This is a genomic window from Bhargavaea massiliensis (assembly GCF_050480245.1).
Classification (GTDB): Bacteria; Bacillota; Bacilli; order Bacillales; family Anoxybacillaceae; genus Anoxybacillus.
Genome location: NZ_JBCNEQ010000030.1, coordinates 15719 through 33503, shown reverse-complemented (window position 1 = coordinate 33503; position 17785 = coordinate 15719). Strand labels below are relative to the sequence as shown.

The window sequence follows — 17785 nt, the reverse complement described above, 5'->3', positions numbered from 1 at the left end:
TGTTTACTTATATATTATTCTCGTTTTGTGAAAAAATCCTCTTTTTTGCTTACGATTCGTCGCAACACTTGTTCATCTCCAACGATCGCTTCTTCTATTGTGCGCGGAAGCGACCATGAACGAATGCGCTGAAACGAACTTTTTCCGACTTTTTTTAAAAAACGAAGCGAAACGAGCGCGTGTAAATAATCCATGAGCGCGTACGAATAATGACTCTTTGTCACGAGCGGTAAAAGGCGAATATGAACGACGTTTTGACGAATGAAACGCTGCAATCGTTCATATAATTGATGAAACGAAAACGTCACATGAAGCGGAACGTTCATCATCTCAACTAACATATACGTTTGCCAAATAAACGGAGGTGTCTCAAACCAATACGAATGGCGAAGCGGAATGCCAGCTTCATGCGGAAATAATGATGGGGTCATATGCGCATGATATACGATGCGGCAAAACGTTCGATTTGTGCGATAGTATAGGGGAGATAGCCGCCATTGCTTCTTTTTCATTTGCCATGCATGAAACAAAACATCATGTTGTCGTTGTGGCGTCTGAAAAAAAGAAGAAAACGACATCGCATGAAGTGGAAACGTCGCCCATTCTCCGTATGCGAGCGTAGAAGAGAGCGGAATAAGATGATGAAGAAACGATACTTCTCGGCGTTCAGCACAATAAAACGGGATGACTTCTTGATCATTGAAAAATAGCCATGAAAATGAGGAAAGTTGAAAAAACAAACTGCGGCGTTTGACATGAGATGTATGAAGTAACCAAATCGGGACAATATGTGCGTTCTTGTATGCATTCGTTCGTTTCGCGAATAAAGAGAATGGAATGACGGAACATTGATATTCGATCGCGTACATGTGTTGCATATGTCGAACAAATACATCTGGACGTTGCTGAATGTGCCGCAAATACTTCTCGACTTCTACTTCGATTTTTTCATTTGTCAACCATTCATACAATTGTTGTTTCCCTTGTAAATGAGCAAATGTCTCCCGCTCTGTTTCAATCGTACATTTCGTTTCGTGCGCAAAATGCGGCATACGTTTTGTCCCTATTTTCAACTGAACTCGTTTTAAACAAACAGGACAAAAAAACGCCTGCGTCGCTCGCAATACATGTAGCTCCTCGATCGTCCAATCGTCTAACAACGAACATGTTTCTCCATTTTTCAATAATGCGACAAACATATAACCTCTCCTTTCTCCACACATTTTTTCACCATCATCGTCTTTTTTCCTGCAACAAATACAAAAAATAGGGGAACAACTAAATTTATTGAATTAGGCGTTTTTTATTTCCCTTCTTTCACATTTTGTCATACAATAGAAGTACAAGATGTAGGAGGATGGGCGAACGCTCGGGGATACATTCCCTTCCTGACTGGATAATCGTAGAAGGGAGCTGAGGAACATGGAAATCGAACGCATCAATGAATATACGTTGAAACTATATATATCTTACGGAGATATTGAAGAACGCGGCTTCGATCGTGAAGAAATTTGGTACAATCGCGAACGGAGTGAAGAATTATTTTGGGAAATGATGGATGAAATCCATCAAGAAGCAGAAATTTATTTAGAAGGACCGCTTTGGATTCAAGTGCATGCTCTTGAAAAAGGGTTAGAAGTATTCGTCACAAAAGCGCAAATTTCAAAAGACGGCAGCAAACTCGAATTGCCAATTGTCGATGAACGCTTCAGAGACTTACCGGTTGATGAAAAAATTGAACATATATTAGACCAGCATTTTAACATTATAAAAGCATCGTCATCAGAACCTGATAATCCGCTCCAGTTCGTCATCCGTTTCAAAACGATTGAAGACGTCATTGCTCTTGCGCACCGTCGCGATTTTTCAACATTGCACAACAAACTATTCGCATTTGAAAATCACTACTACTTGTACGTCGAATTTACAGAAGAGGATACCGATCGCGACATTGACAATATGTTAAGCATATTGCTTGAATACGGGCAAGATTCGCAAATGACGATTCATCGTCTCGAAGAATACGGAAAAATCGTCATCGCAGAACAAGCATTAACAATGATCGCCAAACACTTTCCAAACTCATAACGCCGATTTCAATTGATTGAAATCGGCTTTTTTCTCGCGAGGTCAGGTGAACAACAAATGAGAAACGCTTTAAAAGTTGTGCTATTTATACTTGCTTTCGTCGGCTTTTTAGTAGTGATAAAAGATTATTGGGAAGGCTGGCTGCTCGGGACGTTCAGCTTATTTGTCACCTTGTCAGTAATTTTTATTTCGTTTGTCATCTTTTTAGAAAATCGCCATCCAACAAAAACGCTCGCATGGCTCGTTTTATTCAGCAGCTTTCCGCTCGTTGGTTTTATTCTTTATTTTTTACTCGGCCAAAACTATCGCAAAAAACGACTATTTCGAAAAAAGGCGTTGCTTGATGAACAAACGTTTCGCAAACTAGAGCGCAACGAGGCGCATGACGCGCAAACATTATATATGAAACCGCATCAACAGCCGTTGCTACAACTAGCGAGACGCATGACGAAAGAATCGATTTCAACCGCTACGCAAACGCGCGTCTTAACGAACGGAGAAGAAACGTTTGCCGCTATTTTTGCCGAATTGGAAAAAGCCGAGCATCACATTCATCTTGAATATTATATCGTACGTGACGACGACATCGGCCAACGGCTGAAGCAAATATTAATGGGCAAAGCAAAAAAAGGGGTGCACGTCCGCTTTTTATACGATGCGGTCGGCAGTTGGCAGCTATCGAAAACGTACATACAGGAGATGCGTGAAGCTGGCGTTGATATCATCCCTTTCTCCCCTGTGCGCTTGCCGTTTTTAAACAATAAAATTAACTTCCGCAACCATCGTAAAATTATCGTCGTTGATGGAAAAGTCGGTTTTGTTGGCGGGTTAAATATTGGAGACGAATATTTAGGGAAAAACGAATATTTCGGCTTTTGGCGCGATACGCATTTATTCGTGTACGGCGAAGCAGTACGTACGCTACAACTTATTTTTTTACAAGATTGGTATTACATGACCGGTCAACAGCTATTAACGCTGAACTACTTAAGTGCACCGACAGTTGAGGATGAAGCACTTGGAGGCGTTCAGCTTGTCGCCGGCGGACCGGATACGAAATGGGAAGTGCTGAAACATTTATTTTTTGCGATGATTACATCGGCACAGCGCTCGATCTGGATCGCCTCGCCGTATTTTATTCCAGATGAGGACATTTTAACGGCATTAAAAGTGGCGGCATTAAGCGGAATTGACGTGCGGCTTCTTGTCCCAAAGCGACCGGATAAGAAAATTGTATTTTATGCGTCACGCTCTTATTTTCCCGAACTACTCGAAGCAGGAGCGACCATTTACGAATACGAAAAAGGATTTATGCACAGCAAAATTATCGTTGTAGATGGAGAACTCGCTTCCATCGGCACAGCGAATATGGATATGCGCAGCTTTCATTTAAATTTTGAGGTGAATGCGTTTTTATATCAAACGCCAAGCGTGCAAACGTTAGTCGATGATTTTATAAACGACTTCGAGCATTCATCAAAAATTGATATCAACCAATTCAAACTCCGACCGCTTTGGATGCGGCTCGCCGAGTCGACTGCTCGCCTCCTTTCGCCGCTATTGTAAAAAGGCTTAGCGTTTATGCTAAGCCTTTGTTGTTGACGAGCTGTTGTGCCTGACGCAATTGATACGTCCGCACTTTTCTCGGTAAAAAGCGGCGAATTTCGTCTTCATTGTAGCCAACTTGCAGGCGCTTTTCGTCCATAATGATCGGACGGCGCAACAAGCCTGGATGTTGGCGAATAATTTCATATAAATCTTGCAGCGGCAATGAATCGACTTGAATATTTAGCTTTTGAAAAATTTTTGATCTCGTCGAAATAATTTCGTCTGTCCCGTTTTCGGTCATGCGCAAAATGCCTTTAATTTCTTCAATCGTTAACGGTTCAGCGAAAATATTGCGCTCTTTATACGGAATGTTATGCTCTTCTAACCATGCTTTTGCTTTTCGACAAGACGTACAACTTGGCGATGAATATACGATCACCATATGTGAATCACTCCCTTATGGGTTGCTTTGTTCGCTTTCTGTATTAAAACACATCTTATTTTAAAATGACTTTAAAAAACTTTACAACGTACATTATACAACAAAAAAGTTTAGAAAGATACACCTTTTTTCAATTTTACCCAACATATTATACGGTTGTCCGATCAAAATGGTTTCATTTTTCGTTGCTTCTCTTGTAAATTTTCTCTACAATAGAAGTAAACATGGGAAAACAAAGGGGGAAGTGACAATGGCGCAATTTTTTATTGACTTTACGATTGTCGCTATTTTAGTGATTGGCATCACGGCGCTCATGGGCGTCATTTTAAACGGCATCGGGGAAAACGTATTTGGTGGACGGAAAAAACGGCTACATACAGCAATGAGCGAACATATCCAAACCGGTTGGAAAATGGTCGGAGGCAAAAAAGCTTCGAGATAATCTCGGAGCTTTTTTTAAAAACGAAATAGTCAAATAAATCAAAATATTGTATAATACTTTAGTGCATCAAACGAAAAAAGCTAATCTCTCGAAAGCCGAGAGATTAGCTGTACATCGCTTTATATTTTTCGTACTCTGCTTCGGAGCAGTAAACGAAATGACCTGGCGTAATTTCGCGCATGCGCACGTCTTCGCCCTCTTTATAGTTATGTTGTGACGGATCGTAAATAATCCGTTTTCGTGTCCGCTCTGTTTCTGGATCTGGATGTGGAATCGCAGAAAGGAGCGATTTTGTGTATGGATGAATTGGGTTGCGATACAGTTCTTCTGCATCAGCAAGCTCAACCATTTTTCCGAAATACATAACACCGATGCGATCGCTAATGTATTTCACCATCGACAAATCGTGCGCGATAAATAAATACGTTAACCCTTTTTCACGCTGCAGCCTTTTCATTAAGTTGACGACTTGCGCTTGAATCGATACGTCAAGTGCCGAGATCGGCTCGTCCGCAATAATAAACTCCGGCTCAACCGCCAATGCGCGCGCAATACCGATCCGCTGACGCTGACCACCCGAAAACTCATGTGGATAACGGTTCGCATGTTCACGATTTAATCCGACTGTTTCAAGAAGCTCATATACGCGATTCATACGCTCTTCTTTCGACGACGCTAAGCCGTGAATGTCGATTCCTTCCGCAATAATATCCGCAACCGTCATACGTGGATTTAATGACGCATACGGATCTTGGAAAATCATTTGCATTTTCCGTTTTAATTCTTTCGCTTCTTTCGCCGATTTTTTTCGATGGACGCTCAACCCGTTAAACAACACTTCGCCATCTGTTGCTTCATATAGCCCGATAATTGTACGGCCTGTCGTTGACTTTCCGCATCCTGACTCCCCAACAAGACCGAGCGTTTCGCCTTTATAAATATCGAACGTCACATCGTCAACCGCCTTAACGACTTGACCCTTCCCGACTTTAAAATATTGTTTTAAGTTTTTCACTTCAACGAGTTTTTGTTTTTGTTGTGCCATTTTTTACTCACTCTCCTTTACAATAATCGGTTTATCGTAGTTTGAGGAGAGTTTACGCAACCGTTTTTTTACTGCTTCAGGCGGCTCGACTTTCGGTGCATTCGGATGTAGCAACCATGTTGCCGCATAGTGTGTATCAGAAATTTTAAATAACGGTGGCTCTTGTTCAAAATCGATGCGCATGGCATACGGATTGCGTGGCGCAAAAGCGTCCCCTTTCGGTGGATTCGTTAAATCCGGTGGCGAACCTGGAATGGCAGCTAACTCCTTTTTATCATCGCTGTCTAAGCTTGGCATCGATGCAAGTAGACCCCATGTGTATGGATGGCGTGGGTCATAGAAAATTTCATCCACCGTTCCCATTTCCACAATTTTTCCTGCATACATAACAGCGACGCGATCTGCCATATTTGCAACAACGCCTAAGTCGTGGGTAATAAAAATAATGGACGTCCCCATCTTCTTTTGCAAGTCTTTCATTAACTCTAAAATTTGCGCTTGGATCGTCACGTCTAGCGCTGTCGTCGGCTCATCAGCAATGAGCAACTTCGGATTAGATGCAAGCGCTACGGCAATCATTGCACGTTGTCTCATTCCACCAGAAAACTCGTGTGGGTATTGGTTAACACGTTTTTCAGGCATCGGAATACCAACAAGTTTCAATAACTCAATCGCACGTTCTTTTGCTTGCGCGGGTGACATATTTTGGTGTTTAACGAGAACTTCCATAATTTGTTTACCGACTTTCATTGTCGGATTTAATGATGTCATCGGATCTTGGAAAATCATACCAATATCTTTCCCGCGAATTTGCTCCATTTCTTTATCGGTCTTTTTCACGAGGTCTTCCCCATTAAATAAAATTTGACCGTTTTTGATTTTTCCAGGCGGCATCGGAATGAGGCGCATAATCGTTTGCGATGTAACACTTTTTCCTGATCCCGATTCACCTACAATCGCAAGCGTTTCACCTTTATTGACGTGAAAGCTTACACCGCGAACCGCTTGTACTTCTCCACCATACGTTTGAAAGGATACCTCTAAGTTTTTTACTTCAAGCAATTTCTCCATGTCCTCACCCCTCTTTACTTACGCAATCTTGGATCTAATGCATCGCGCAACCCATCACCAACAACGTTAAACGCAAAAATCGTTAAGCAGATCATCGTTGCTGGGAAAAATAAGCGCCATGGATAATATTGTAACGCTGATACACCATCAGAGGCCATCGTTCCCCAACTTGCCAACGGCTGCGGAACACCAAGACCGAGATAACTTAAAAAGGCCTCAGTAAAAATAGCGGAAGGAATCGTTAACGTCATCGTTACGAGAATTGGACCCATTGTATTTGGAATTAAATGTCTAAACATAATACGTGATGTGCTTGCCCCTAATGTTTGCGCTGCAAGAACGTACTCTTGATTTTTCAACTGAAGGACTTGTCCGCGCACAATACGCGCCATGTTAATCCAACCTGTAATCGTCATCGCCAAAATCATCGTTCCTAATCCTTGTTCTAACACGACCATTAACAAAATAACTAAAAGTAAGTACGGAACGCCCCATAAAATATCGGCAATGCGCATCATTACTTCATCTGTACGTCCACCACGGAAACCAGCGATACCGCCCCATAATACGCCGATAAATAAGTCAATGAGCGCCGCAGCCACACCGATAAATAATGAAATACGTGCCCCATACCATGTGCGCGCAAAAATATCCCGTCCAAGTTCATCTGTACCAAACCAGTGTTCAGCGGACGGGGGCTTATTTGTATTCATTAAATCGTTTGTTCGATAATCGTGCGGTGTCATCATCGGTCCAAAAATTGCCATGAATACGAGAATGAAAAGCAAAACAAGACCGAACATCGCTAATTTATTTTTACGGAAACGGATCGATACGTCTTTCCAAAATGAAAGGCTTGGTTTCGAAATTTTTTCCGCTTCACTTAAATCAACCGATGCAGGCTGAAACATTTCCTTTGGAATTTGCTGCATAGTTACTCTCCTTTCTTCCCACCGGCTAATTTAATGCGAGGATCAATTAATCCATAAGCAATATCTACAAGTAAAATGGCTGCTAATAAAATGATGCTGTAAAACACAGTAACACCCATAATAACGGTATAGTCACGGTTAGAAATACTTAATACGAAGTGACTTCCTAGACCTGGGATGCCAAAAATTTTCTCAATAACGAAACTACCTGTGATCACCCCAGCAGATAGCGGACCGAGGTATGAAACAACAGGCAATAATGCGTTGCGGATCGCATGGCGCACCGTAATTTGCATGCGCGATAACCCTTTTGCTTTCGCTGTTCGAATATAATCGTTGCTTAACACTTCAAGCATGCTTGAACGAGTTAAACGAGCGATAAACGCTGTCGGTCCTGTCGCTAAAGCGACCGCTGGCAAAATGCTGTGCATAAACGACTCCCAACGAGCAACTGGGAAAATGCCTAGTTTAATCGCTAATACGTATTGGAGTAGCGATGCCATAATAAAGCTCGGTACAGAAATCCCCATCACAGCAAAAACCATTGCTGCATAATCTTGCCACTTGTTATGATTCAATGCAGCAATAATTCCGAGCAATACCCCCATACCGACTGCAATAAACAACGCTTCCATTCCTAAAAAGAATGACACAGGAAACCCGCTATTAATTAAATCATTAACTGTTTGTCCTTTGTATTTAAACGAAGGACCGAAATCCCATTGAGCAATTGATGTTAAATAATCGAAATATTGCTCGTACCACGGACGATCTAACCCGTAAAATTCATTTAAGTTTTTCTCAATTTCTGGCGGAAGCTTTTTCTCTCCTGAGAACGGTCCGCCCGGCGCGGCTCTCATTAAGAAAAATGTAGCTGTAATAATTAAAAATAGCGATAGCAACATATAAAGCAAACGTCTGCCTATATACCGCAACATATTGAAACACCTCCATTTTTTACAAATGTTCGCTATCGTGAAATGAAGGTATATGGGATGCCCCATATACCTTCATCATTCACCATTTTATTCAAAGTATGCCCATTTAAATTGAATATCGCCAAGACCTGAAACTTGCACACCTTTTAAGTTTTCTTTTTGCACCCAAGTGTTTGTATAGAAGTAAATTGGTGCAATTGGAAGCTCATCCATTAAGATCGTTTCTGCTTCTTTTAACATTTGTTTACGTTTTTCTGGATCTTTTTCTTTTTGAGAATCAATTAACAATTGTTTAAACTTCGGATTTTCCCAGTTTGTATCGTTGTTTCCACCTTTTTTGTCACGATACAACTCTAAGAAGTTGATTGGATCGTTAAAGTCTCCTAACCAACCCATACGACCGATTTGATAGTCGCCAGAATGTAACTTGTCAATGTAAACGTTCCATTCAGCGTTTTCAAGTTTCACTTCAATGCCTAAATTTTTCTTCCACATATCTTGAATCGCTTGAGCGATTTTCGCATGTGCTTCAGATGTGTTGAATGATAATGTGATTGGTGGTAATTCTTTCACATCTTTTAAGCCAAGCTCTTGAAGACCTTTTTGTAAATGTTCTTTTGCTTTTTCAACATCGTTATCTTTGAAGTACCCTTTTTCGTTTTCAGGGAACATTGTTGGTGGTACTGCTGCCATCGCTGGCACTTGCTCACCTTTTGTAATGTTTTCAACGATTGCTTTACGGTCAATCGCATATGTGAGCGCCTTACGAATGTTGACGTTGTTTAATGGCGCTTTTTCTGTGTTAAATTTGTACCAGTACGTACCTGCAATCGGTTGTACATGAAGCTTTCCTTCTTGTTTTAATTGCGGAATCGCATCTGTTGGTAATGTACCAGTTGGTGAACCAGCCCAGTCTAACTCACCGTTGTTGAACATCGAAAGTTCAGTGTTTGGATCGTTAACCATCACCATTTCGATTTTTGTTAATTTTACATTATCTGCATCCCAGTAGTTCTCGTTCTTTTCAAGAACGATTTTGCTGTTATGCTCCCATGATACCATTTTGAACGGACCATTGGAAGTGTATTGGTCACCGGCATTTTTATACCAGTCTGGATTTTGTTTCGCGATTTTGCTGTTTACTGGATAATACGTATAGAACGCTGTTAATTCTAAGAAATAAGGTGTTGGATTTTCAAGTGTCACTTGTAATGTTTTGTCGTCAAGTGCTTTGACACCAACATCTTCAGCTTTCGCTTTTCCTTCGTTAAACGCTTGACCGTTTTTAATGTAGTAAAGTTGGTAAGCGTATTGAGATTGATTTTGCGGATCAAGTGCCCATTTCCACGCATATTCAAAGTCATGCGCTGTCACAGGGTCACCGTTTGTCCATTTTGCATCGCGTAATTTGAATGTGTATGTTGTTAAATCATCAGAAACTTCATATTTCTCTGCAGCTGCCAATTCTGGTTTACCGTCTTTAATAACTGTTAAACCTTCAAATGTTTGGCGCAATACTGTACCAGACGTAGAGTCATTCGCTAAACCTGGATGTAAAGAGAATGGCTCTGTATTAATGTTGATGCGTAATTCTTGCGGAACTTCCGCTTTTTTGTCTCCTCCTTCTTTCGTGTCGGTAGATTCCTTTTTATCAAACCCACCACACGCTGCAAGGAAAAGACTCAACACTAACATGAGGCTAAATAAAAGTGAAAGTCTTTTCTTCAATGGATTTCCCCCCTAAATATATTTTTTCCCAAGCCCCATTTTAACAAACTTGCCCATTTACTCGTCAATGCTCCAATTTGTAGAAAAGAATATTTTTGCTAAATAGTCTGACTTTTTACGTTATACACAGCAAGAATTTTTCCAAAAAAACTTATACAAAAAGCCCACCCTTATGTAATGAGCGTTGGCTTCTCTCGCACAAATTAGGAGCAATTGTTAAGTAAATGTTACAAATTTGTTAAACTGTTTGCTTGTTAAGCTTATTATAAATAGTTTAAAAATTTATTGCAAGAAAACTTTGATGATTATTTTTAAAAATAGTTTCCTGTTTCTTTTTTATATTAATAAATTAAAGCGTTCACGCTTGAAAATTTTATTTCATTTTTGCTAAACACGCAATAAAAATTTAATAAAAATTGCACGTTTATTTTATAAAAACGGTTTCAATTTGTAAAGACTTTGTCACAAATATCGTGCCCTTGCCAATCAAACGATAAATATTGTAGGATATAAGGTAAAAGAAAACCGATGCGATGACAAAGAATAGTACATATGACGAGGCGTTCAGAGAGCTTGTGGACGGTGCGAACAAGCCGCTAGTTATATGGAATGGGCTTTCGAGCATTCAAGCTGAAACGAAAGTAAGCTTGGACGGTTGCCTTCCGTTACAAAGGTGCCATGCATGCGCATGGGCAAAGTGATTGTCGACATGACAATAACTAGGGTGGCACCACGGTTCTATCGTCCCTACAGATGATAGAGCCTTTTTTATTTGGAAAAATAAAAAAAGGAGTGATTTCATGAAGACGATTTTTTCTGGCATTCAACCGAGCGGCGTCATTACGCTCGGGAACTATATCGGGGCGATGAAGCAATTTGTTGAATTGCAAGACGATTACAACTGCTACTTTTGCATCGCCGATCAACATGCGATTACCGTTCCACAAGATCGGCTCGCGCTTCGGAAAAACATTCGCAGTTTAGCTGCATTTTATTTAGCAGTCGGCATTGATCCGAACAAATCAACGTTATTTATCCAGTCAGAAGTTCCTGCGCATGCACAAGCAGGTTGGATTTTACAATGCATCGCCTACATCGGCGAATTGGAGCGCATGACGCAATTTAAAGATAAATCAGCAGGAAAAGAAGCGGTCAGCGCCGGATTGTTAACGTATCCGCCGCTTATGGCAGCCGACATTTTACTTTACTCGACAGACATCGTTCCTGTCGGTGAAGATCAAAAACAACATATTGAGTTGACACGCGATTTAGCGGAGCGATTCAATAAACGATACGGCGACATTTTCACGATCCCAGAAGCGCGCATTCCGAAAATCGGAGCCCGCATTATGTCGCTTACTGATCCGACGAAAAAAATGAGCAAGTCCGATCCAAACCAAAAATCGTACATTACACTACTTGACGATGCAAAAACGATCGAGAAAAAAGTAAAAAGTGCCGTGACGGACTCCGAAGGCATCATTCGTTACGATAAAGAAAATAAACCGGGCGTATCGAACTTATTAATGATTTACTCCATTTTGGCGAACGAACCGATCGAACAGCTAGAAGCGCGCTATGTTGGAAAAGGATATGGGGAGTTTAAAGCAGATGTCGCAGAAGCGATCATTAACACCTTGACACCAATTCAAGAAAAATATTATGAGCTCATGGAAAGCACAAAATTAGACGATATTTTAGACGAAGGTGCCGAAAAAGCAAATCGCGTCGCAAGCAAAATGTTAAAGAAAATGGAAAATGCCATCGGCTTAGGTAGAAAAAGAAAATAAAAAAACTCAGCTCCGTGTAGGGCTGAGTTTTTTTTAATTGACTTTCGGTTCTTGTTCCATTTCCCATAGTTTTTCGAAAAACGGTTGCCCTTTCACGAGCCGCTCGCATAAATGAGCGTGTCGTTCGGACCAACCGTATTTCGCTTCTTCATACAAGCCATTCCACGCTTCTTCAAATGACATTTGCTGAATATACGCATACTTCTCCGGCGCCCATTCCGTATACCAATAACGCACTTCGGCAACATTTTTCGTTCCGTATAGTTGATCAAGCGCCATAAATAACAGTTGTTTCAATTGTCGCTCTTTACGTGTCAATCCGCTCATGAGCGCAGGATGGGGCGATAAAATGTGATATTCTTTTTCACTTTGTTGAAACGGATATATGCGCACATCTTGCTCTTTCATCATCTCATAAACGAGCTGTTCTTGACGTGGAATGAGTCGGCTTTTACGAATCGGAATGTGATAGCCAATCGTATCAATCGCAACGATGCCATAGCCATCTGTGGCAATAAAACAATAATCAAGCCGAATGCGTTCGTGGTTTTTGCGCACGTACGCTTTTTGATATACGTCTTCAAGCAACGGTTTCGGAATTTCGGCCAAGCTGTTTTCTAAGTAGTGAAACAACGGCGCGCTCACTTTCAACACCGGCACTTGATCTAACAGTTCAATCGCATCATCTTTTCTCCACTCATAAAAGTGGCAAACGTTATATCCGTTTTCTTCTCCTTCAAACCAATTCACCCAAACATCGTGAAGATATAACATGCATAACCCCTCACTTCGAACGATTTGTTCACAGTATGGTCAGAGGTTGCTCATTTTATTCCATTTCACCCTAAATTTAACCATCATCACGAAATGGGAAAAAAATGCTTAGCCACGTTATGAGTAAGCCAATCGGTAAAAAATAACATTCAACTTTTGTGCTAATAAATAACAAATATTCTTTCCAGTCTGAGCGCGATGTCATAATGTTTAAATACGCAATCATCGTCGTCCCACCGATCACCGACATCCCGAACCCAAGCAAATAAAAAAAGAAACGCATACACTTATCCCCCTTGTCCACTAACTATATGTATGAACAAGCGACATAACGATGCGTTACATAAAAAAAATTTTTTCAGATGTCATAGTGAGTAACTTTGTCATCGTCTTTTTCGCTAGCGCTCGTCTCACCACTTCATATCCAACTGCGTAACCAAGCATGCGTGGATACAACATCGAACCATACAACAAGGCACGATAACGAGCATCGTCTGGACGAAGAGACAAGTTTGGCACGAGCCATTTTTTCGTGAATTGCTCGAGTTGTTCTTTCGTATAATATGTCGTCCATTTGGCGACATATTCGCTTCCAAGCCGCTCCCTCACTGCATGTTCGGCTAATCCTTCCATGACGATGCGATCAAGAAGCGTATAGTCCCGTTCATCTTTCGGATCCACATGTAAACGACAGACATGATTGTATTCGTGAATGAGGAGGGCGTAAATATGTTCGTTCGAGACATGAGGAAGTAAAAATAAAAATAGTTGATCGAAAAAAGCGACGCCTGACTTTCCGCCAAATTCATGTTGGAGCGAACGATTTGTGGCATCTGCAGGAAAAATATAAATCGGCACATCTGGCCCATTCCACCCTTTTTTTAGCTCCGCAAACTTTTTGGCGACAAACGCCCATACATTTTTTTCAGCGAGCTGTTTCATGATCTCCTGTTGATTGCGCCGTGCCATGCCATGTGCGAATAAATGGCGGTGTACGTCTTCGTTTATTTTTTCACGCCATCGATCATCCACAAACCAATCTTTCGTATTTACTACTCCCATCATCCTCCCTCCTTTCGTTATCGCATTGTACGAAAAACGAAAGGAAAATGTGAAAAGGATGAGGAAAGCCTCATCCTTCATATTTTTTGAAAATAATCGTCGCATTATGGCCACCAAAACCGAGCGAGTTGCTTAATACGGCACGCACGTCTTGTTTGCGGGCAACGTTTGGCACGTAATCTAAGTCGCATTCTGGATCTGGTGTTTCATAGTTAATCGTTGGTGGAATAACACCATCGTAAATGGATAACACGGAGAAAATCGCTTCAACAGCCCCTGCTGCCCCGAGCAAATGCCCTGTCATCGATTTCGTCGAGCTGACCGCTAATTTGTACGCATGTTCACCAAAAACCTCTTTAATCGCCATCGTTTCGTATTTATCGTTATACTCTGTGCTCGTTCCGTGTGCGTTAATGTAATCGATGTCTTCTGGTTGCATGTCCGCATCATGAAGCGCCTGGCGCATCGCGCGTACGCCGCCTTCTCCGCCCGGTGCTGGCGCTGTAATATGATACGCATCGCCTGTCGCACCGTAGCCGACAATTTCTGCATAAATGCGTGCACCACGTTTTAACGCATGTTCAAGTTCTTCTAAAATAATAATGCCAGCCCCTTCGCCCATAATAAATCCGTCACGATGTTGATCGAACGGACGGCACGCTGTGTTCGGATCAGGGTTAAACGAGAGCGCTTTCGCCGCGCTAAATCCGGCGAACGCCATATGTGTAATCGGCGCCTCTGTTCCGCCTGTAATCATTACATCAGCGTCGCCGCGCTCAATGACTTTGAACGCATCGCCAATCGAGTTCGTTCCTGTGGCGCAGGCGGTCACCGTGCATGAGTTTATTCCTTTCGCGCCAAGCATAATCGACACTTGTCCGGCCGCCATATCTGGAATCATCATCGGAACAAAAAACGGGCTGACGCGACGATACCCTTTTTCTAAAAACGTCTTCATTTGCTCTTCGTACGTTTCCATTCCGCCGATGCCTGAACCGATCCATACGCCGACGCGCGCTGCGTTTTCCTCTGTAATTTGTAAGTCGGCATCTTTTACTGCCATCATCGAAGCGGCGACCGCATATTGCGTGAAACGGTCCATTTTGCGCGCTTCTTTTTTATCAATAAATTGTTCGACTTGAAAATCTTTCACTTCCGCTGCCACTTTCGCAGGAAAATCGTCCGCATTTAATCGTGTGAGCGGACCGATGCCCGATTGTCCTGCCACGATGTTTTTCCATGTCGTTTCCACATCATGTCCTAACGGTGTGACAGCCCCTAATCCCGTGACGACGACTCGTCTTTTTGCCACCACTCATCACTCCTTTGTTTCATCATACATCGTTATTTGCCCCAGCGCAACGCGATAGCGCCCCACGTTAATCCACCGCCAAAGCCAACCATAATGATGAGATCATCATCTTGAATGCGTCCAGCTTCTACTTCTTCAACGAGCGAAATCGGAATCGATGCAGCGGACGTATTTCCGTATTTATTAACCGTAATCGACATGCGTTCGACAGGTAGTTCTAACCGTTCGCGCGCCGCTTCCATAATGCGAATGTTCGCTTGATGTGGAATTAAAAAGTCGACGTCCGCTTTCGTCAAACCTGCTTTTTCTAATACGCGAATGCACGACTCTCCCATTTGACGCACGGCAAACTTAAATACTTCCCGTCCGTTCATGACGACATAATCGTCATGATATAAATATTTTCCACCTGTTCCGTCCGCACCAAGCTCAAATGACACGATGCCGCGGCCTTCTGAAACTTTCCCCATCACAACAGCTCCTGCTCCGTCCCCAAACAACACAGCTGTATTACGATCCGTCCAATCGACAATTTTCGATAATTTTTCTACCCCGACAACGAGCACATATTTGTACGTGTCCGTTTCAATAAATTGTTTCGCTGTCACCATGGCATACATAAATCCTGCGCATGCCGCGCTCACATCAAGCGCCGCCGCGCGCACCGCACCAAGCTTTTCTTGCAGCATACATGCAACAGACGGAAACGCCCGATCTGGTGTCACCGTTGCCACTAAAATCAAATCAATTTGTTCGGGAGAAATACCCGCATCATCAAGGGCGCGCTTCGCTGCAATATATCCCATATCGGACGTGTCCATATCGTCTGAAGCAATGCGCCGTTCTTCAATACCTGTGCGCGTCCGAATCCATTCATCGGACGTATCCATTTGTTGTTCTAATTCTTTATTCGTCACAATACGTTCCGGCAAATATCGTCCAATTCCAATAATTCCTGCATTCACGAGAGTATCGTCTCCTTTTATTATCAAACTTTATTACTTGGTACTAATTTTACTTTCTTTTTTCGTTCCGTGCAATAAAAAAATGAGGTGTTCACTCGACACCTCATTTACTCATTCGGCAATTTCCCCGTTTTTTTATATCGCTCAATCGCTTTTGTCATTTTTTGTTGAAACGATTCATCTACAAGCGGGCTAAACGCGCCGAGTTCAACGACACCGTCTTGAAAATCAACATATGTCGTTCCTGACGTTAACTCCCCATCGATAAACTTTTGCGCAACGAGTTCATATAGTGCATCGACATGTTGGACGGTGCTTGTCAGCACAGTACGTTCCCCTAAATCTGCTTGGTCTGTCACATAGCCAATTGCATAAAGACCATGTTCTTTCATCTTTTCAATGATCGGTACGCTAAATTTATCGCCAGCGGGATATATGACATCTACGCCATCTGCGATCATCCGCTCAGCAATCTCCAAAGCTGCATTTATGTCATCCCAACTTTGTACATATTCAATATCGACATGGACGTTTTCATTTTCATATAACGCCCCTTCAAAAAAACCGTCCACTTCCGATTGCCATTCAAACGCAGCAATAACACCTATTTTGTTTGTTTTCGTCATATGTCCTGCGACCATACCACCGAAAAAGCCCATCGCATGCCCTTGAAGATTTAAGCTCGTCACATTTTTCTTTTTCGCTTCTCCGTTAAAAAATACAAAATGAACGTCTGGATATTGACCTGCGATCTCATCGAAATACTCCCCGTACTCGCTTCCGTGTCCGAAAATTAATGTGACACCTTTTTCGTGGAATTGTTTTACCGCATGTGCCGTAGCAGCCTTCGAGTTGACCCCTTCGCGATAAAACACGTCCGCCCCAAACTTCGCTTGAATACGAAGCAACCCTTTATATCCTTTCGTTCCCCATACTTGATCGTCGATCGTATCCGAAACGAGTAAACCAACCTTTTGCACATGTCCCGATGATAATTGAGCAGGAGCGCAAGAAACTAAAATAAAAAGTAGTGCAAAAATCAAATATGTATATCGCCACATCAACATGCAACACTCCCTCTTCTGTTTCATTTTTTATTTTACTTGCTTTCTTTCTGATCGGTAAAGAAAAAATCCCCACGGGTATGGGGGCTATACGTCATTATACTGCTCGAAAAATGTATGGATCGCTTGCGCAAACGTATACTTTTTTTCAGGCAAATGATACGAAACAGGTACGCCAAACGCCTGGGCGTACGCCCTCGCATGAATCGTCGGCGGATAAGGATTGACGCCGGACACTTGCCAAATTTTCATCGGCACAATCGGCGGATAAAGTGGTGGAAGCCATCGTTCAGTATGCGATTTTCTTTTGCGTGTACTAGGCGTTATAATTTTTCGTTTTCGCACATCCATCATTTATGTTAAGATAAAAAAAGAGTGCAAAGGAGGGAGTTACATGCGCATTTTTTGGACGTTTTTTTGGACGTTTTTATTAGTCAACATGGTGACATACGTCGTTAGCTCCATGATCGGTGTGGCGTACCATTTCGCAACCGGTACAACATTGGCAGTCATTGCAACCGTTCTCATTTTGTTAATCGCGCAACTTATTCCAGACGACCCTGTGCATCATTAAAAAAGGATAA

General features: G+C 42.1%; 19 protein-coding genes and 1 other annotated feature. Of the genes, 5 read left to right on the top strand and 14 right to left on the bottom strand.

The annotated features are described in order from the left end of the window. Positions 1–14: 14 nt before the first annotated feature. Positions 15–1199, bottom strand: coding sequence for a competence protein CoiA (locus ABEV15_RS07410; RefSeq protein ID WP_429631469.1), 1185 nt, complete (start codon positions 1197–1199; stop codon positions 15–17). 223 nt (positions 1200–1422) lie between these two features. On the opposite strand from ABEV15_RS07410, the gene mecA reads away from it, so the two are divergent. Both mecA and cls read left to right on the top strand, forming a co-directional pair. After that, a complete protein-coding gene (gene mecA / locus ABEV15_RS07405) occupies positions 1423–2088 on the top strand; it encodes an adaptor protein MecA (RefSeq protein WP_004891810.1) in 666 nt (221 codons plus the stop codon). A 57-nt stretch (positions 2089–2145) separates the two neighbouring features. Continuing rightward, positions 2146–3654, top strand: coding sequence for a cardiolipin synthase (gene cls / locus ABEV15_RS07400; protein WP_498852828.1), 1509 nt, complete (start codon positions 2146–2148; stop codon positions 3652–3654). A gap of 13 nt (positions 3655–3667) precedes the next feature. Here the strand turns inward: cls and spxA are convergent, their stop codons facing one another. Beyond that, positions 3668–4078: a transcriptional regulator SpxA gene (gene spxA / locus ABEV15_RS07395; RefSeq protein WP_004891816.1), complete on the bottom strand. Its 411-nt coding sequence runs from the start codon at positions 4076–4078 to the stop codon at positions 3668–3670. 250 nt (positions 4079–4328) lie between these two features. Between spxA and ABEV15_RS07390 the strand changes: the two genes are divergently transcribed. Next, positions 4329–4520: a hypothetical protein gene (locus ABEV15_RS07390; RefSeq protein WP_498852827.1), complete on the top strand. Its 192-nt coding sequence runs from the start codon at positions 4329–4331 to the stop codon at positions 4518–4520. Between the two features lie 103 nt (positions 4521–4623). Here ABEV15_RS07390 and ABEV15_RS07385 read toward each other — a convergent pair whose 3' ends face one another. The 5 genes from ABEV15_RS07385 to ABEV15_RS07365 all read right to left on the bottom strand — a co-directional run bounded on the left by ABEV15_RS07385 (position 4624) and on the right by ABEV15_RS07365 (position 10234). Continuing rightward, a complete protein-coding gene (locus ABEV15_RS07385; protein ID WP_498852826.1) occupies positions 4624–5565 on the bottom strand; it encodes an ABC transporter ATP-binding protein in 942 nt (313 codons plus the stop codon). A gap of 3 nt (positions 5566–5568) precedes the next feature. Then, positions 5569–6636: an ABC transporter ATP-binding protein gene (locus ABEV15_RS07380; RefSeq protein WP_498852825.1), complete on the bottom strand. Its 1068-nt coding sequence runs from the start codon at positions 6634–6636 to the stop codon at positions 5569–5571. A gap of 14 nt (positions 6637–6650) precedes the next feature. Next, complete coding sequence (locus ABEV15_RS07375) at positions 6651–7568, bottom strand: ABC transporter permease (protein WP_128356845.1); 918 nt, start codon at positions 7566–7568, stop codon at positions 6651–6653. A 2-nt stretch (positions 7569–7570) separates the two neighbouring features. After that, the gene (locus ABEV15_RS07370; RefSeq protein ID WP_128356843.1) at positions 7571–8506 is read right to left on the bottom strand and encodes an ABC transporter permease; all 936 of its coding nucleotides are present in this window, start codon (positions 8504–8506) and stop codon (positions 7571–7573) included. 87 nt (positions 8507–8593) lie between these two features. Continuing rightward, positions 8594–10234 (bottom strand): peptide ABC transporter substrate-binding protein, encoded by a 1641-nt coding sequence (locus ABEV15_RS07365; protein ID WP_498852824.1) that lies wholly within the window; start codon positions 10232–10234, stop codon positions 8594–8596. A gap of 524 nt (positions 10235–10758) precedes the next feature. After that, positions 10759–10986 (top strand) — a binding site (T-box leader). Between the two features lie 48 nt (positions 10987–11034). Between ABEV15_RS07365 and trpS the strand changes: the two genes are divergently transcribed. Beyond that, positions 11035–12024: a tryptophan--tRNA ligase gene (gene trpS, locus ABEV15_RS07360; protein WP_088223460.1), complete on the top strand. Its 990-nt coding sequence runs from the start codon at positions 11035–11037 to the stop codon at positions 12022–12024. A 33-nt stretch (positions 12025–12057) separates the two neighbouring features. Here trpS and ABEV15_RS07355 read toward each other — a convergent pair whose 3' ends face one another. From ABEV15_RS07355 to ABEV15_RS07325, 7 genes are all read right to left on the bottom strand, one after another. Then, complete coding sequence (locus ABEV15_RS07355; protein WP_004891837.1) at positions 12058–12798, bottom strand: YjbA family protein; 741 nt, start codon at positions 12796–12798, stop codon at positions 12058–12060. A 76-nt stretch (positions 12799–12874) separates the two neighbouring features. Then, the gene (locus tag ABEV15_RS07350) at positions 12875–13081 is read right to left on the bottom strand and encodes a YuzI family membrane protein (protein WP_064221102.1); all 207 of its coding nucleotides are present in this window, start codon (positions 13079–13081) and stop codon (positions 12875–12877) included. Positions 13082–13137: 56 nt separating this feature from the next. After that, complete coding sequence (locus ABEV15_RS07345; protein WP_064221101.1) at positions 13138–13860, bottom strand: DUF2268 domain-containing putative Zn-dependent protease; 723 nt, start codon at positions 13858–13860, stop codon at positions 13138–13140. A 70-nt stretch (positions 13861–13930) separates the two neighbouring features. After that, positions 13931–15172, bottom strand: coding sequence for a beta-ketoacyl-ACP synthase II (fabF, locus tag ABEV15_RS07340; protein WP_498852823.1), 1242 nt, complete (start codon positions 15170–15172; stop codon positions 13931–13933). A 32-nt stretch (positions 15173–15204) separates the two neighbouring features. Then, positions 15205–16137, bottom strand: a complete 933-nt coding sequence (locus tag ABEV15_RS07335; protein ID WP_498852822.1) for a beta-ketoacyl-ACP synthase III — start codon at positions 16135–16137, stop codon at positions 15205–15207. A gap of 107 nt (positions 16138–16244) precedes the next feature. Further along, the gene (locus ABEV15_RS07330) at positions 16245–17204 is read right to left on the bottom strand and encodes a BMP family ABC transporter substrate-binding protein (protein ID WP_429631442.1); all 960 of its coding nucleotides are present in this window, start codon (positions 17202–17204) and stop codon (positions 16245–16247) included. An 84-nt stretch (positions 17205–17288) separates the two neighbouring features. Beyond that, positions 17289–17546 carry a hypothetical protein gene (locus tag ABEV15_RS07325; protein WP_064214245.1) on the bottom strand — a complete coding sequence of 86 codons (258 nt, stop codon included), beginning with the start codon at positions 17544–17546 and terminating at the stop codon, positions 17289–17291. Positions 17547–17595: 49 nt separating this feature from the next. Between ABEV15_RS07325 and ABEV15_RS07320 the strand changes: the two genes are divergently transcribed. Next, a complete protein-coding gene (locus ABEV15_RS07320; RefSeq protein WP_064214244.1) occupies positions 17596–17775 on the top strand; it encodes a YjzD family protein in 180 nt (59 codons plus the stop codon). The last annotated feature ends 10 nt before the right edge of the window (positions 17776–17785 follow it).

What these genes read in the sequence shown, in the direction of transcription:
- ABEV15_RS07385 (WP_498852826.1), bottom strand. Translation starts at nt 5,565, where the DNA reads ATGGCACAACAAAAACAAAAACTCGTTGAAGTGAAAAACTTAAAACAA.
- ABEV15_RS07355 (WP_004891837.1), bottom strand. Translation starts at nt 12,798, where the DNA reads ATGTTATATCTTCACGATGTTTGGGTGAATTGGTTTGAAGGAGAAGAA.
- ABEV15_RS07350 (WP_064221102.1), bottom strand. Translation starts at nt 13,081, where the DNA reads ATGCGTTTCTTTTTTTATTTGCTTGGGTTCGGGATGTCGGTGATCGGT.
- ABEV15_RS07390 (WP_498852827.1), top strand. Translation starts at nt 4,329, where the DNA reads ATGGCGCAATTTTTTATTGACTTTACGATTGTCGCTATTTTAGTGATT.
- ABEV15_RS07345 (WP_064221101.1), bottom strand. Translation starts at nt 13,860, where the DNA reads ATGGGAGTAGTAAATACGAAAGATTGGTTTGTGGATGATCGATGGCGT.
- trpS (WP_088223460.1), top strand. Translation starts at nt 11,035, where the DNA reads ATGAAGACGATTTTTTCTGGCATTCAACCGAGCGGCGTCATTACGCTC.
- ABEV15_RS07320 (WP_064214244.1), top strand. Translation starts at nt 17,596, where the DNA reads ATGCGCATTTTTTGGACGTTTTTTTGGACGTTTTTATTAGTCAACATG.
- mecA (WP_004891810.1), top strand. Translation starts at nt 1,423, where the DNA reads ATGGAAATCGAACGCATCAATGAATATACGTTGAAACTATATATATCT.
- ABEV15_RS07410 (WP_429631469.1), bottom strand. Translation starts at nt 1,199, where the DNA reads ATGTTTGTCGCATTATTGAAAAATGGAGAAACATGTTCGTTGTTAGAC.
- ABEV15_RS07375 (WP_128356845.1), bottom strand. Translation starts at nt 7,568, where the DNA reads ATGCAGCAAATTCCAAAGGAAATGTTTCAGCCTGCATCGGTTGATTTA.
- cls (WP_498852828.1), top strand. Translation starts at nt 2,146, where the DNA reads ATGAGAAACGCTTTAAAAGTTGTGCTATTTATACTTGCTTTCGTCGGC.
- ABEV15_RS07330 (WP_429631442.1), bottom strand. Translation starts at nt 17,204, where the DNA reads ATGTTGATGTGGCGATATACATATTTGATTTTTGCACTACTTTTTATT.
- ABEV15_RS07380 (WP_498852825.1), bottom strand. Translation starts at nt 6,636, where the DNA reads ATGGAGAAATTGCTTGAAGTAAAAAACTTAGAGGTATCCTTTCAAACG.
- spxA (WP_004891816.1), bottom strand. Translation starts at nt 4,078, where the DNA reads ATGGTGATCGTATATTCATCGCCAAGTTGTACGTCTTGTCGAAAAGCA.
- ABEV15_RS07370 (WP_128356843.1), bottom strand. Translation starts at nt 8,506, where the DNA reads ATGTTGCGGTATATAGGCAGACGTTTGCTTTATATGTTGCTATCGCTA.